Origin of the sequence: Kurthia sp. FSL E2-0154, assembly GCF_038003625.1 — a bacterium.
GTDB classification, from domain to species: Bacteria; Bacillota; Bacilli; order Bacillales_A; family Planococcaceae; genus Kurthia; species Kurthia gibsonii.
This window is the reverse complement of the sequence record NZ_JBBOPO010000001.1, coordinates 1,227,745-1,242,889: the sequence shown is the minus strand read 5'-3', so window position 1 is coordinate 1,242,889 and position 15,145 is coordinate 1,227,745. Positions and strand designations below refer to the sequence as shown.

The 15,145-nt window shown below is 36.4% G+C and carries 15 protein-coding genes; 14 read left to right on the top strand and 1 reads right to left on the bottom strand.

Features of this window, described 5'->3' with window-relative positions; genetic code table 11:
• Positions 1-41: 41 nt before the first annotated feature.
• The 14 genes from cobA to MHB75_RS06015 all read left to right on the top strand — a co-directional run bounded on the left by cobA (position 42) and on the right by MHB75_RS06015 (position 14,153).
• Positions 42-797 (top strand): uroporphyrinogen-III C-methyltransferase, encoded by a 756-nt coding sequence (cobA, locus tag MHB75_RS06080; RefSeq protein WP_340996517.1) that lies wholly within the window; start codon positions 42-44, stop codon positions 795-797.
• 11 nt (positions 798-808) lie between these two features.
• The gene (locus MHB75_RS06075; protein WP_068453102.1) at positions 809-1,549 is read left to right on the top strand and encodes a sirohydrochlorin chelatase; all 741 of its coding nucleotides are present in this window, start codon (positions 809-811) and stop codon (positions 1,547-1,549) included.
• A complete protein-coding gene (locus MHB75_RS06070) occupies positions 1,546-1,692 on the top strand; it encodes a DUF2292 domain-containing protein (RefSeq protein ID WP_082701401.1) in 147 nt (48 codons plus the stop codon). Before MHB75_RS06075 ends, MHB75_RS06070 begins: the two co-directional genes overlap by 4 nt.
• Before the next feature lie 14 nt (positions 1,693-1,706).
• Entirely contained in the window at positions 1,707-3,464 is a 1,758-nt protein-coding gene (locus MHB75_RS06065; RefSeq protein ID WP_340996514.1) for an assimilatory sulfite reductase (NADPH) flavoprotein subunit, read from the top strand.
• 12 nt (positions 3,465-3,476) lie between these two features.
• Positions 3,477-5,216: an assimilatory sulfite reductase (NADPH) hemoprotein subunit gene (gene cysI, locus MHB75_RS06060; RefSeq protein ID WP_340996513.1), complete on the top strand. Its 1,740-nt coding sequence runs from the start codon at positions 3,477-3,479 to the stop codon at positions 5,214-5,216.
• A gap of 106 nt (positions 5,217-5,322) precedes the next feature.
• On the top strand, positions 5,323-5,790 hold the full coding sequence (locus tag MHB75_RS06055; protein WP_340996510.1) for a universal stress protein: 468 nt from the start codon (positions 5,323-5,325) through the stop codon (positions 5,788-5,790).
• A 133-nt stretch (positions 5,791-5,923) separates the two neighbouring features.
• A complete protein-coding gene (locus MHB75_RS06050; protein ID WP_340996507.1) occupies positions 5,924-6,865 on the top strand; it encodes a formimidoylglutamase in 942 nt (313 codons plus the stop codon).
• Between the two features lie 105 nt (positions 6,866-6,970).
• Positions 6,971-7,822 carry a YitT family protein gene (locus tag MHB75_RS06045; protein WP_340996506.1) on the top strand — a complete coding sequence of 284 codons (852 nt, stop codon included), beginning with the start codon at positions 6,971-6,973 and terminating at the stop codon, positions 7,820-7,822.
• Between the two features lie 588 nt (positions 7,823-8,410).
• Positions 8,411-9,640: a GNAT family N-acetyltransferase gene (locus tag MHB75_RS06040; RefSeq protein WP_445667021.1), complete on the top strand. Its 1,230-nt coding sequence runs from the start codon at positions 8,411-8,413 to the stop codon at positions 9,638-9,640.
• Between the two features lie 292 nt (positions 9,641-9,932).
• A complete protein-coding gene (locus tag MHB75_RS06035) occupies positions 9,933-10,274 on the top strand; it encodes a hypothetical protein (RefSeq protein WP_340996501.1) in 342 nt (113 codons plus the stop codon).
• 22 nt (positions 10,275-10,296) lie between these two features.
• Entirely contained in the window at positions 10,297-10,833 is a 537-nt protein-coding gene (locus MHB75_RS06030) for an ABC transporter transmembrane domain-containing protein (protein WP_340996499.1), read from the top strand.
• Positions 10,830-11,075: a hypothetical protein gene (locus MHB75_RS06025; protein ID WP_340996498.1), complete on the top strand. Its 246-nt coding sequence runs from the start codon at positions 10,830-10,832 to the stop codon at positions 11,073-11,075. The genes MHB75_RS06030 and MHB75_RS06025 overlap by 4 nt, the downstream gene beginning before the upstream one ends.
• 255 nt (positions 11,076-11,330) lie before the next feature.
• Positions 11,331-12,962: a dynamin family protein gene (locus MHB75_RS06020; protein WP_340996497.1), complete on the top strand. Its 1,632-nt coding sequence runs from the start codon at positions 11,331-11,333 to the stop codon at positions 12,960-12,962.
• A 156-nt stretch (positions 12,963-13,118) separates the two neighbouring features.
• Positions 13,119-14,153 carry a restriction endonuclease gene (locus tag MHB75_RS06015; RefSeq protein WP_340996496.1) on the top strand — a complete coding sequence of 345 codons (1,035 nt, stop codon included), beginning with the start codon at positions 13,119-13,121 and terminating at the stop codon, positions 14,151-14,153.
• Between the two features lie 55 nt (positions 14,154-14,208).
• On the opposite strand, the gene MHB75_RS06010 is transcribed toward MHB75_RS06015, so the two are convergent.
• Positions 14,209-15,102 carry an SH3 domain-containing protein gene (locus MHB75_RS06010; RefSeq protein WP_141275031.1) on the bottom strand — a complete coding sequence of 298 codons (894 nt, stop codon included), beginning with the start codon at positions 15,100-15,102 and terminating at the stop codon, positions 14,209-14,211.
• Between the last annotated feature and the right edge of the window lie 43 nt (positions 15,103-15,145).

Genomic DNA, 15,145 nt, shown 5'->3' with positions numbered 1-15,145 from the left:
GAATAGGAGTCTCTTTTTCTATTCAGAAGGAGGAATGACACATGTCAAAAGTATATATTGTCGGTGCGGGACCGGGAGATGTGGAACTATTAACGGTAAAGGCGCTACGTGTCATACGAGAAGCAGATGTAATCTTGTATGATCGTTTAATTAATGAAGATATTTTAAATGAAGCAAGAGCAGATGCAGAGCTTGTCTTTTGCGGTAAGCTTCCCGGAAAGCATGCCATGATTCAAGAGCATATCCATGCACAACTTGTAGAATATGCGCTAAGAGGAAAGGTGGTCGTTCGTTTAAAAGGTGGTGATCCATTCGTATTCGGACGCGGCGCAGAAGAAGCTGAAGTCGTTGCGGCCGCTAATATTCCATTTGAAATTATCCCAGGTATTACATCAGGTATCGCAGCAGCAGCTTATGCGGGCATTCCTGTAACACATCGTGATTATGGTTCTAGTTTTGCGATTGTAACAGGACATATGAAGGAAGGCAAAGATGATTCGATTAAGTGGGAGAGTCTTGCGACAGGGATTGATACAGTCGCGATTTATATGGGGGTTCAAAATTTACCGTATATTGTTAAACAATTGACGACGCATGGACGTGCGGTTGATACACCGGTTGCACTCATTCATTGGGGAACATATGACAAACAACGCACTGTAACGGGAACACTTGAAAATATTGAACGCATTGTCGAGGAAGAACGAATTGCCAATCCAAGCATTATTTTAGTTGGTGAAGTGGTTAAATTACGTGAAAAAATTGCTTGGGTACAAGAGGCGACACTAGCTTATTAGGAGGGATTCGAATGCGAGCGATTTTATATGTAGGACATGGAACGCGAGTGAGAGAAGGCGAGAGACAGGCGATTGAATTTATTGAACGCGTTAAAAGTCAGATGGACGAACCAATTCAAGAGATTGCCTTTTTAGAGATTTCTTCACCTTCTATTGAAGAAGGTGTTGCCACATGTGTAGCAAAAGGTGCAACAGAGATTATCGTCATGCCATTACTGTTATTGACAGCGCAGCATGCGACGACGGATTTACCAGAGATTTTAGCAGAGGTAGGACCGAAATATCCAACTGTGACGTTTACACTCGGTCAGCCAATTGGTGTAACGCGTACGATGATTGACGCAGTCATTGAGCAACTAAGTACACAACCCATTCCAAAGAATGCACAACTGATCATTGTAGGACGCGGTAGTTCAGAACCTGCTATTCAGCAAGAATTTGCGGAAATCGCCAGTCGGCTAAAATTACGCACTGCGATTCGTTCGATTGATATCGCCTTTTTATATGGTTCAGGACCAAAAATTGAAGATGTTTTAGCGTTGCATCAAGAGAGAAAAGAACCAGTCGTTCTCATACCCTATCTATTATTCTCGGGTTTACTCATGAAACGACTGGAAAGACTTCAACAAACTGAAAAAAGAGAGGTGATTTTGACAAAGCGATTAGGAGAAGTTCCGAGTACGGCTCGTGCTTTTAAAGAAGCTGTAGAGAAAAAAATGCAAAGTATCGAATTAAATGGGGTGAGTATATGAAGAAACAAGACCATTTACAGCAATTGCGTGAGAAGTTACATGAATATCTACCAGCAATTCAAAATGGTTCGATTCGCATCATTGTACAAGACGCTCGCGTGATTCAAATTGAAAAAGTAGAAGCTTTATATCATACAAAATAGTCGAGGTGGCATACATGGTATTACAAGTTGTGAATAGTCCTTTCACAGAACAACAAATCCAATTATTAAATGAATTAGTACCCAACTTATCAGCAGAACAAAAAACATGGTTAGCAGGATATTTAGCTGCGACTACACAACATGGACAAACGAACCAACCAGCTGTAATTGTCGAAGAAGTACAGGCGCCAATCAAAACCATTACAGCAAGTATTCTTTACGGTTCACAAACAGGGAATGCAAAAAAATTAGCGACCCAATTTGCTGAAGAATTAAAGCAAAATGATGTGCAAGTAGAAGTTTATTCGATGGCTGATTTCCCTGTGAAAAAATTAAAAAAAGTCGATAATTTACTGATTGTAACGAGTACACAAGGGGAAGGTGAAGCGCCAGATAACGCCAAAACATTCTATGAATTTTTACACGGTGCGCGTGCGCCAAAACTAGAGAATCTACAGTATAGCGTTCTTGGTCTTGGTGATACATCATACGATTTATTCTGTCAAACAGCGATTGACTTTGATACACAATTACATAAGCTTGGCGGGGTAGCACTAGTACCACGAGTGGACTGTGATTTAGATTTCCAAGAAGATGCAAATAATTGGTTTACAGCTGTACAACAAGCATTATTACAACAGTCGGGTGTCGGTGCCACAATTGCACAGGAGAAAGTAAGCTCTACACAGGAAGTAACCACTTATTCAAGACAAAATCCATACTACGCAGAAGTACTAGAAAAGATTAACTTGAATATGACAGGTTCAAATAAAGAGACATATCACGTGGAATTATCACTTGAAGGCTCAGGAATCTCATTTACACCGGGAGATAGCATCGGTATTTATCCGAAAAATAATACAGCGCGCGTCCAAGCGTTACTAGAAGCATTAGCGATTGATGGAAATGACCGTGTCACAATTCAACAAGAAGAATTAACGATTCAGGAGGCGCTAACACATCGTTTAGAAATCAGTGTTTTAACAAAGCCACTACTTGAAAAATTAGGCGTATCACCACTTCCAGAAGTAGCATGGCGTGAAGGTCGTGATTTAATCGATCTTGTAAAAAGCTATGATGTAAAGTTAGATGCACAAACATTAGCTGATACATTACGTAAATTACCGCCACGTCTTTATTCGATTGCGAGTAGTTATGATGCAAATCCAGATGAGGTGCATATTACAGTTGGGCTTGTACGCTATAACATTGAAGAACGACAGTATGAAGGTGTAACGAGCGGATGGATTGCTAGTGAACTGGCGATTGGCGACCAAATCCCTATTTTCATTCAAGAAAACGATCACTTCCGTTTACCAAAAGACGACGAGCCAATCATTATGATTGGTGCTGGTACAGGAATTGCACCATTTAGAGCGTTTATTGAACAACGTGATGAAACAGGTGCAACAGGAGAAAGTTGGTTATTCTTCGGTGAACAGCACTTTGTGACAGACTTCCTCTATCAAGTGGAATGGCAACGTTATTTAAAAGAAGGCACATTAACAAAGATGTCTGTGGCGTTCTCACGCGATCAAGCTGAAAAAATCTATGTACAACATCGTATTTTAGAAGAAGCAAAGACATTCTATGAATGGCTAGAAAAAGGTGCAACTATCTTCATTTGTGGTGATGAAAAGCAAATGGCAAAAGATGTAGAAGCAGCGATTTTACAAGTCATTCAAGAACAGCAAAATACAACAGAACATGAGGCGCGCGCCTATTTAGAGCGTTTAACACAAGAAAAACGCTATTTACGTGATGTCTATTAAGGGGGAAACAACATGACAAAGAAAATTGTGCTACCACCACAAGAAGGTACACCATCAGTTAACGAAGGCATTAAAAAAGAGAGTAACTATTTAAGAGGTACGCTAAAAGAATCAATGAAGGACCCATTAACAGGTTCAATTGGTGCAGCCGATCAAAATTTAATTAAATTCCATGGTAGTTATATGCAGGATAATCGTGATGAGCGTGACGAGCGTCAACGTAAAAAATTAGAACCATCTTACCAATTCATGATTCGTGTACGTACACCAGGCGGAGCAGCGACAAGTGAACAGTGGCTCATGATGGATGAAATGGCACGTACGTACGGGAACGGTACATTGAAAATTACAACACGCCAAGCCTTTCAGTTACATGGCATTTTAAAATGGAATGTAAAAGCCTATATGCAAGAGATGAATCGTGTCTTACTTGATTCGCTCGCTGCATGTGGTGATGTGAACCGAAATGTGATGTGTAATGTTATTCCGACGACATCAAAAATTCATGAAGAGGTGTATCAGTGGTCTGTGAAAGTCAGTGAGCATTTACTGCCAAAAACACAAGCCTACCATGAGATTTGGTTAGATGGTGAGAAGGTTCATGATACACCGCAAGTGGAAGAAGTGGAACCGATTTATGGTGAATTATACTTACCGCGTAAATTCAAAATCGGGATTGCGATTCCGCCAAGTAATGATACAGATATTTATTCACAAGATATCGGTATTATTGCGATTGTAGAAGACAATGAATTAAAAGGATTTAATATTACAGTTGGTGGCGGTATGGGAATGACACATGGTGATGATGAGACATACCCACAACTTGGTCATCTAATTGGCTTTGTGACACCAGAACAATTACTTGTAACAACTGAAAAAATCGTGACGATTCAACGTGATTTCGGTAATCGAATTGAGCGTAAAAACGCACGATTCAAATATACAATTGATCGCTATGGAATCGAGTGGTTTAAAGAGGAGTTACACAAACGTCTCGGTTTTGAATTAGAAGAAGCACGTCAATTCCATTTTGAACGTACAGGTGACGAATATGGCTGGGTAAAAGGTGAAAATGGTAATTGGCACTTTACATTATTTGTTCAAGGTGGTCGTGTGAAAGACTTTGAAGATTATCCACTCATGACAGGTCTACGTGAAATTGCGAAAGTACATGAAGGTCGATTTTTCATGACACCGAATCAAAACTTAGTCATTTCAGATATTACGCCGACTAAAAAGCGAAAAATCCAATCGCTGATTACAAAGTATAAGTTAACTGATGGCAAGCATTATTCAGCGCTTCGTCGTAATTCAATCGCCTGTGTATCACTTCCAACATGTGGTTTAGCAATGGCAGAAGCGGAGCGTTATTTACCAAGTTTAATTACAAAAATTGAAGAAATTTTAGATGAGTCCGGGTTACATGAACAAGAGATTAACATTCGTATGTCGGGTTGTCCAAATGGCTGTTCACGTGCAGCAATTGGTGAGATTGGCTTTATTGGAAAAGGACCTGGTAAATATAATATGTATTTAGGTGCAGCATTTAACGGTTCACGCTTAAATAAAATTTATAAAGAGAATGTCGATGAAGCGACAATTTTACAAGAATTGCGTACGATTATTCCACACTATGCAAAAGAACGCCTTGAAGGAGAACACTTTGGCGACTTTGTTATTCGTGCAAATTATGTAGAGGCAACAACAGACGGTACAAACTTCCATACGAAACCATCTGTGTTACGATAATTGACAAAAATAATTGGGTAAAATAGGTATCTTATAAGCAGAAAAAGGGTATAGTGGAAGTGAAAGAAGCTGAGCAATGGCTCGATAGAAAAGGGGTAGATGTACGATGTTCACAAAAAAAGTCGTAGTTGCTTATAACGATACAGACTTATCCAATGATGTACTTGATTATGTTCATGAGATTTTAGAAATGCATGCAGAAATTGAGTTAGATATTGTGTATGCTTACGAACATCCACTTGAAATTCCATCACCATTTCAACAAAACTATGATGACGGTGCGCCAGAGATGCTTGCCTATGCAGAGCAGATTATTCAAAAAGCAAAAAATCGCTTCATTGACTTACCAAATCATGTAGAGGGTTTTGTCTATGATACAGGCCCAGCAGCAGCAATTTTAAGTCATGCGCATGATCATCATGCAGATTTAATTGTCATAGGTAATAGAGGAACAAGAGGATTACGTGAACTCGTATCAAGCGTCAGTCGAACAATTCAAACAAAGTCACACATACCTGTTTTAACTTTCCCTAAATTTGTTCAAGAAGAATTTGAAGAAGAATACCATAAGTGAAAAAATCACCTCAAAAGTATAGAGCCTTATGCTTTTGAGGTGTTTATTTATTTTAAAATTCAAAATTTTTACAAATTATAAAGTGCTTAAACACGTTATACTAGTGAAAAGACGTACAGGAGGTTGATGGAAAGTGGTGAATCAATCAAAAGAAAATTGGTGTGGTCGAATAGATCTCCCTACGACATTTGACAATTTACGTTATCATCAAGTCGTTGCATGCTATGAAGAAGTAAGTGAATTAGCTTTTGTTCCAACGATTGGACTCATTGGATTTTCATGTGATGAAGGTGTCAAAAGATATCAAGGTCGAATAGGTGCAGCAGAAGCACCAGCCACCATTCGACGTGCGCTCTCCAACATTCCTTGGCGCGCACCACAACCTTCTAAATTAAAGGATTACGGTGATATTTCATATGAAGAATCACTCGAAACTTCTCAAAAAAAATTAGGTGAGAAAGTCTATCATATTTTACAACATAAAGAATGTGCGATTATTTTAGGTGGTGGTCATGAAACATTATATGGACATTACCTCGGTGTACGCAAAATGTACGGAGTGGATGTGAAAATCGGTATTTTAAGTATTGCGTCGCGCTTTTCGCTTCATTCGTATGATCAACATACAACCTCAATGTCTGTTATGAAGCAGATTTTAGATGAAGATGATCACGTTACTTGTTTTGCTTGTGGTATCGGGCGTTATACGAATACGAATGAATTATTTCAACGAGCAGAAGCCTATGGTGTTGCGTATTTATGCGAAGATGAGTTAGCACGTGGTGAACTTCAAATGATGATGGACGAATTTACGCAAACATGTGATGTCATGATGATTTCTTTATGCATGGACGTTTTAGACGTTGCCTATGCACCAGGTGTAAGTATCCCAGCTGTTTGTGGATTAGAACCAAAACAAGTACGTGAAATTTTACAAGTCGCAACGCGTCAACCGAATGTCGTTAGTTTTAGCGTATGCGAAGTAAATCCTATACATGACCAAGACCACCGAACAGAAAAGTTAGCGGCACACTTAACGAACATTGTCATGATGGGCTTGTTACAAGCATTTTAGCGGACATAAAAACACGAAATAAACAAACTTTTTCTCCAATAGTTGCCAACTGAAACCCTCGCTCGTTAAAATGAAAGAGAAGTTCGTAGAGAGAGGGCGTTTCACATGGCAAAAGAAGCACGTTCATATGTTTTAATGTTAATCGGTACATTTATTTTAGGGATTTCCTTTAACACCTTCTTATTACCTGCAAAACTTGCAGCAGGTGGCGTTGTTGGTATTAGTACGATTTTATATGAGCTTTACCAATGGAATCCAACGATTGTTCAGTTAGCCATTAACATTCCATTATTTTTCGTAGGGTATGCTTTACTTGGGAAAAATTTCAGTGTAAAAACATTAGTGGGGACAGTGATGCTGCCATTATTCATTGCAGCAACTGCACATATTCCATTCAAAGTACATGACCCCATGCTTGCATCCATTTATGGCGGTATTTTAACAGGTGTTGGGTTAGGTCTTGTCTTTCGTGGAAATGGTTCAACAGGTGGTACAACGATTATCGGACAATTATTAAAAAAGTATTTTCATTTTTCCAGTGGGTTCGCTCAATTATTAATTGATGCAGTAGTCGTTATTGCAGCGATGTTTGTATTTAATTTAGAGTTGGCGCTGTATGCGATGATTGCCATCTTTATTACGAGTAAAGTCATTGACTTGGTACAGCTTCGTACATCGTCATCTAAGCTCGTATTAATTATTACCGACCAAGAAGAAGAAGTACGCCGTTTAATTCATCAGGAAATTAACCGTGGCTTCACAAAAATTTGGTCTGAAGGTGGCTATTCAAAACAACAAAAAGCACTATTGTTTAGCGTTGTTGAGCAGTCAGAAGCCGTCTATTTAAAAGAATTACTCCAAACACAAGGAACCGATTCCTTCGTTATTTTCTTAAATGCCTCGGATATTATGGGACGTGGCTTCTCACTCCCAAAAGATTACATGCGCGGTGAATAGTATATCGAATAAATTCAACTCTCGTATGATGTATTGGTCATACGAGAGTTTTTAGTTTTGGATTGAAAACGAACATTCGAGCGATGAAACGGATCACTGGCTGAGCGATTTGGGTCACTCGTACCTCAGATCGGGTCATTCGCACGTGCAAAGTGGGCATTCGAGGGCGAAAACGGGTCACTCGTTTGAAAGACTAAATTGCTCCCTTTTCGTACTTTCTTCAAGGCTTTTGAGTAATTTAGTGGGACTTCATTTGACTATTCTGGTGTGAAAACGAACATTCGGTCGACGAAACGGGTCACTGGCTGAGCGATTTGGGTCACTCACTCCTCATATCGGGTCATTCGCATGTGTAAAAGGGCCATTCGAGGGCGAAAAAGGGTCACTCGCCTCCAAACCCTATCATACTAGTACTTTATTGGACAGTTCTATAAAAGAATATTAAGATAGTATATAAGGTTCAAGGGAAATATGCTTTCTTTATATAGTAGAAAGACTTGCCATACATAAAAAAACATAAGACGGTTTGTTAATAATTGTCAAAATGGTGGTATAGATGTATTTGATGGACCAAATAAGAGGAGTGGAATTATGACAAAGCAACAGTTAGAGTTGCGTGAGATCCAAATGGAAGAAATGGATCAATTTATTAAACTTTTAAATTATGTATTTCAAATTAATGTATCGATGCACAAAGATCGTGTGTTCATTAATGCGAAATCCAAGCAATTCCGTGAGGGGACTGCGATGGGCTGGTTCGACAAAGACCATTTAATTTCTCAAATATTAAATTTACCGTTTCAAGTGAACATTCACGGTAAAATTTATGAAATGGGAGGAATTACAGCAGTTGGCACGTACCCAGAGTACTCAAGCCACGGTTTAATGCATAAACTCATTTTAAAAAGTTTAGAAAATATGCGTGACGAAGGCCGTTCAATTTCATACTTATTCCCATACTCAATTCCTTATTATCGTAATAAAGGTTTTGAAATTATGAGTGATATTGTTGAATATCAAATGAAGGATACACAGATTCCTTACTATGACCAAATCGAAGGACAGGTGCGCCGCGTGCCACTTGAACATGAACATATTAAACAAATTTATCATGAATACGCACTTGAAAAACATGGGATGATGGTGCGTAATCCAATCGCATGGAATGAAAAATTCCAAGAAAGTTACTGGGAAGAGAAGTTTGAAGGTAGCGATACACAACTTCAAACAGCTGTTTACTATGAAGCAGAAACAGACGAACCAGTCGGCTATCTTTTCTATCGTATTATGGAAGAAAACTTCTATGTGGATGAATTAATCTACTTAACGAATGAGGCACGTAAAGGACTATGGAACTTCATTCATGCACATAAATCCATGGTTTATCATGTATTTGGAAAAACGAGTGGAACAGAATCCATCGCCTTTTTAATGCAGGATAGCGAAATTAAGCAAAGTTTATCGCCGTATTTTATGGCACGTATTGTCGATGTTCAATCATTCATGGAACAGTTCCCGTTTGAACTACCTGACTTCACATTACGCATTGCGGTGGAAGATCGTCTTGCAAAGTGGAATGAAGGAACATTCGAAGTGACATCTGCTTCAGGTCGCGTAACGGTGACAAAATTAAGTGATGATTTAGTAGATGATGCAGTGCATGTAACCATCCAAACATTAACAACAATGTTACTCGGTTACTTGCGCCCACGTTATTTATATAGTATTGAACGAATTACAACACCAACTGAAGAAATGGTTGAACTACTTGAAGATTTAATTCCAAATCATATTCCAAGCTTCATCGATTATTTCTAATATTTGTTGGGAAGGCTACTTCTTCCTCTTGTTCGAACAAGAACGAAGAAGTGGCTTTTTTTATTCAATTACTTTTAAATTTTTCAAAAAGAGGTGATAAAGTGAAAAAATTTTTAAGTTTATTTCGTTTTATTAAGCCATATTGGTTTATTACCACACTATTTGGTATGTATATTATTAAAGCTTACCACCGTATAAAAGAACAAATTCAACGCTTTAAAAAAATTAATGGAATTATACGCAACAAAATAAAAAGATAGCACAAGTCATGGGTTCCCTTAACCCACTTGTCATGCTCATTATTAATTTAGGAATTGTTAGTACGCTATGGATTGGTCTTTTAAAAATTGATATAAATCAGATTCAAGTAGGGGCTGTTTTAGCTTTTATCAACTATTTGAATTTAATTTTCAGCACAGTAACACTTAGTATCATGGCACTTATGCAATTGGTACGATCTCTTCCTTCCATTCAACGCCTTTCTTTTATTTTCACTTTTCTAAAAGATATTTCTCTAATTGAACCTAAAAATCATCCTGAAATAGGGGACATTACTTTTCAAAATATTACATTTTATTATAAACAGCAAATGAAACCTCAATTAAAAAATCTTAATTTTCACATTTTATCATAAAGAACATTCGCCAGGAGACTTAATGAGTAGGTTAACGAATGATTTAGATAATTTAAGCACCGCATTGGGTCAAAATGCAGTTCCACTGATTTCATCCATATTCACAATTTTAGGTATCATTATTGCTATGCTGCTTCTGTCATGGCAGTTAGCACTTATTCGTTTTATTATTTTACCGTTTTTATTATATGTTTCACGAAAAATTGTCATGCGCTCTAGTACAGATTATGTAGCAAGGCAACATGCGCTTGGAAATATGAATGAACATATATTAGGTGCAGAGGTAGTGACCTTGTTTAATCAAGAGAAGAAACAGTGGCATACATTCAATACAAGAAATCGATGTTATAAAAAGGCAGATTTCCAAGCAGAAGTTGTTTCAAGTTCTTTAGCACCATTAAATCGTTTTTTTAATAATATGGCACGTACACTGATGGTGGGAGTAGGTGCAATTATGACGGTATATGGTATGGTATGGGGAAAATTGGAACGATCGCTTCATTTAGTGCTTACTCACGTCAATTTTTTAAACCGACTGAACAGTTATCAAATGCATTGAATTCATTACAAGCTGCATATGCCGGTGTGAAACGTGTTTTCGAAGTGTTAGATGTCCTCAATGAATTTGCTAAAGATCAAGAAAAAATATCTTTAAACGAAATTAATGAATATATCATTATTGAAAAAATGTCTATTGAAAATTCAGGAGGTGAGATGGTATTAAAAGAGATTTCGATGCAAATACCGCTAGGAAAGCAAGTGGCAATCATTGGTCCATATTCAACAAGGAAGACATACTGATTTAATAAAAGAAAGTGGTTTTTATCGAAGTTTATATGAGTCGATTCAAAAATAAAGTATGAAAAAAGACATAAAAGCATAGTAAGTTGAAATCATTGAATTGAAATAGGTATAAAAGTAATAGGAGAAATGAAAAAACAAGTCGAAAAGTGATGATTTTTTTGAAAAAAATAATAAGTAAATAGCAATTGTTTGTAGTGTTTTTTCACATATCATGTATACTAAAGATATGTAGAAAAGGGGTTTGTGACATATATGGAAAAGAATAATCATACACAATATGAAAAACGAATCCAACAAATCGAATGTAGCGAACAACCTGTACTGGTTGGTGAGAAGCAACAGTTACAGAGGATTCAATTTTTACTTAGTAAACATATGAGTACGCGTATTACAGCCCGGAAATTACGTGAGCTGATTGCCGATTCAAAAGACGATTTAAAACTGCTTGTTATTGGTGATGTATATGCAAACAAAGCAACGTTTATTAATACGCTATTGAATCGTCATGTTATGCCAAGTGAATACCATGGTGTGTCGTATGTACACACAATCATTCATTATGGTGAGAAAGAAAGTGTAACAGCTCACTTTTTAGATGGACAAGTTGCACAGTTTTCTCTTGGTCAAGTGGAGCTATTTGCCATATCGGATACATTTAGTTCTCAAATGATGCGAAGTGGTTTAGATTATGTTGATATTGTTTTAAAACATGACTTATTAAAAGCAGTGACAATTTTTGATACACCTTCGTATCAAAAGTCTGTTTTTGTTAAAGAGAGTTTTTTAAAGCGAAGCCAAGCAGTTGTATGGCTCGCAAATCATCAGTTTAAAGGATTACCTTCAGAACGTACATTATTAGCACGAATTGGTCAAGAACAGAAAGAAATGCTTTTTGTACTAAATGAAGATCCATATAATTTATCATCTGGAATTTTAGAAAAACAAGATTTTTTCGGTGTTTTCAAACAATTATCAGTTTCTTTTCAAGCATTGCAAGAAGCAGTTGAAAAAGACGAAGATGCATTATATCAGTCCTCAAATTTTGATCAATTGTTTGCGTATATTCAGATGTGTCGTTTAGATAATGAAGCTTTTTCAAATCTGATTCATCAACGGTTCTTTGAATGGGTGGATCGATTTATTTTAGAAATTCGTTCATTAGTACAGCGCGATCCATATTTAGAAGCCTATAATATGTTGCGTGAATTTATGGATGAGAGTGATAATGCTGTTTATCAGTCGAAAGAACAGGAGTATAAAATTCATGAATTAGAAAAGACATTTGAACAACTAAAAAAAGAATATCATCAATTAGAAACGTCTTATCAGTTAATTGAATTTTTAAAAGCACATACAGCTGAATTACCTAAGAGTAAAAAGTTAATTCAGTTATATACAGAATATGCAAGTTTTGTTCAGCAATATAAAAGAGGCGTTTCACAACAACTCTTTACAGACCCAGAACAAAAAAGAGAAGAAGTAGTTCGATATGAGCAACAATTTATAACATATTTTAAAGAACAAAAATCGGCTCTTTTACATGAAATTCAACAATTATTTATTGAAATTGAAAAACAAATTTTAGAAATTGAAAATCAATCAGAATATCGTGTCGTACGTTTAGAAAAAGCAGCCAAGCGACTTCAAGCTTTTGACCCGATTGTACAAGCAAAAACAGAAATTACATCAATATTAGAGCAAAAAACGATGTATGAAGATGTACCACATTTGTTAAAGCGAATCAAAGAGATAAATATGGATTACGCACCTGTTATTACGTACTTTGAAGAAAAGAAAAAACAACTTGCGGTAGAAGATGTTCAACAAAAACAAGCAGTTTACCAAGATATATTGGATGAATTACTGTTAGAAATGACCTATTAAAGATTTAATTCAAAAGAAGTAGATTTCCTTCTTTTGAATTGATTCTTTCTATACGATTAGTGCCAATTTTTTTTGTGGAATGTGAGTGTTATCACTCATGCGGGATTATATAGTTATTACTATAATAGAACAGTACCGTAAAAGAAGTGAAAGGAAATGGACATCGTGCGTTATACTTGCGAATTTCACAAGAAAGAACAAAGTAAAGTATTACAAGAACATAAGATTGTTTTATATTGCCCAGATTGTGCAAAAGAGCATATTTTATCGATTATTCAAACGGAAGATCGTTTAAAAGAAAAGTATGCACAACATCATCATGAAAAGATTGAAAAAAATAGGCAACGTTTAATTCATCAACTGCTACTAAGTTGTCTTGTTGCGTTCTATTTACAGTTAACACCGTGGATCTTTGCACCTTTTTTCTATGATACGCAAACGATTCAACAATATGTACAAGCTGTAGGTTACACGTATCGTTGGATGTGGACGGAAGCATGGATGGTTCTCATTTCATCTATTTTACTCGGATTAGGTATTTATTATATACAAGATGCAATCCGAAAAATAAAAAAATTACCGTCATTACATTCAAAACGAACGTATCATAAGAAGAAAGATCAAGTGCATGCGGTCAAACGTTTTCAGCAATCAAGTAGGCTAAAAAAAGCACAAATTTATATTAAAAAATTACATAAGCGATTTATTGAAGAAAAAACAACGATTAAACCTGTCGAATTAATGACAGAATATGAATTAATTTTATACTATGCAAAATTAATTCAACATATGGCTTATAAAGATGTACAAATCATTGTACCTTCTGAAAGTTTTGGGGTGGCCATTATTGCACAACAACATGGTGTAAGAACTGCGATGATGGTATGTAAAGAACCTGAAAAGCTCACACCTGAAATGATGAATCATTTTGCAACAGGGCGTGCATATTACGATTGTGAACGTGCGATTTTAATGACACCCACAACACTTTGCCCAGATGGTAAACAATTTGCTGAGGAATTGCATATTACGTGTTGGAATATGAAAGAAAAAGAAGAACAATTAACATATGATGAATCGGAAGCGTGGAAAGCATACTTAGATCCTTACTTGATTAAACATGACCAAGATTTGAAACAGTATGCAATCTACGAAACACATCGTTTACTAGAAACATATGAAGCAACATAAAAAAATCGACCCACTTTGGAGTCGATTTTTTTAGTACGTGTATTATAACGAACTGCTATTGTAGTTTAGCAACTGCTTTACTTATAAAGCCGTAATCATCATAACCATTATGTAATTCTACTTCGTACCAAGTACGACCGTCTGGTGTATTCACATAATAACCTGTATAAGTAAATGTACTACCTTTACTTATATTTTTTACAATAATATCACTATCAATTGAAGGGCTCAGTCGAATATTAGCTGTTTTTGCTGTTACGACAATAGTTGAAGCATAATCATGATAAACATAGGCATCGTTCGTTAAAGTCGATACAGCTTTACTAATATAACCGTATGAGTCTGAATTATAGCTTACTTTATACCAAGTACGACCGTCAGATGTGTTGACTTTTTCTTCTAAATAAACGAATGTCTCATCTAAATCACCACTGTATACAACCTTACTATCAATTGAAGGTTGCGCACGTATGTTACCTTTTTCATTTGTTAATCGAACAAATGACATACCTGAATAATGATCTGAAATGACAACCGATTCATTTTTGGAACTCGTCACTTGAGTAGGTTGAGTTGTTTTTTCTGTTGTTTGCTTTTTATTTGCTTTTGCGAGTGTAGACTTTGCTATTTCTGTTATTAAATCTGAGCCACCATCAGAGCTAGTAGCAGCTTCTAATTTTGCTTTACCTTGCTTTACTTGACCATCTTTTAATAACTTTTGACCTTCGCGTATTAAGACAATTTGTTCATGATATTTTTGTGCTTTTTCGCTGTTGTTGATTGAACCAAAAATACCTTCTGCCTTACCCAAGTCATTTGCAGCGACAGCCGCTAAACCTTGATCAATCATCTTTAAATCGTTACTACTAATTTCTTCATTACTACCATTCCCACCACAAGCGGCTAATGTGAATGTACACATTATAACTAAAAGTATATTTCGAAACATGTTTCGTCCTCCTCTTCCTATATTTTACACGCTAACATAAGGT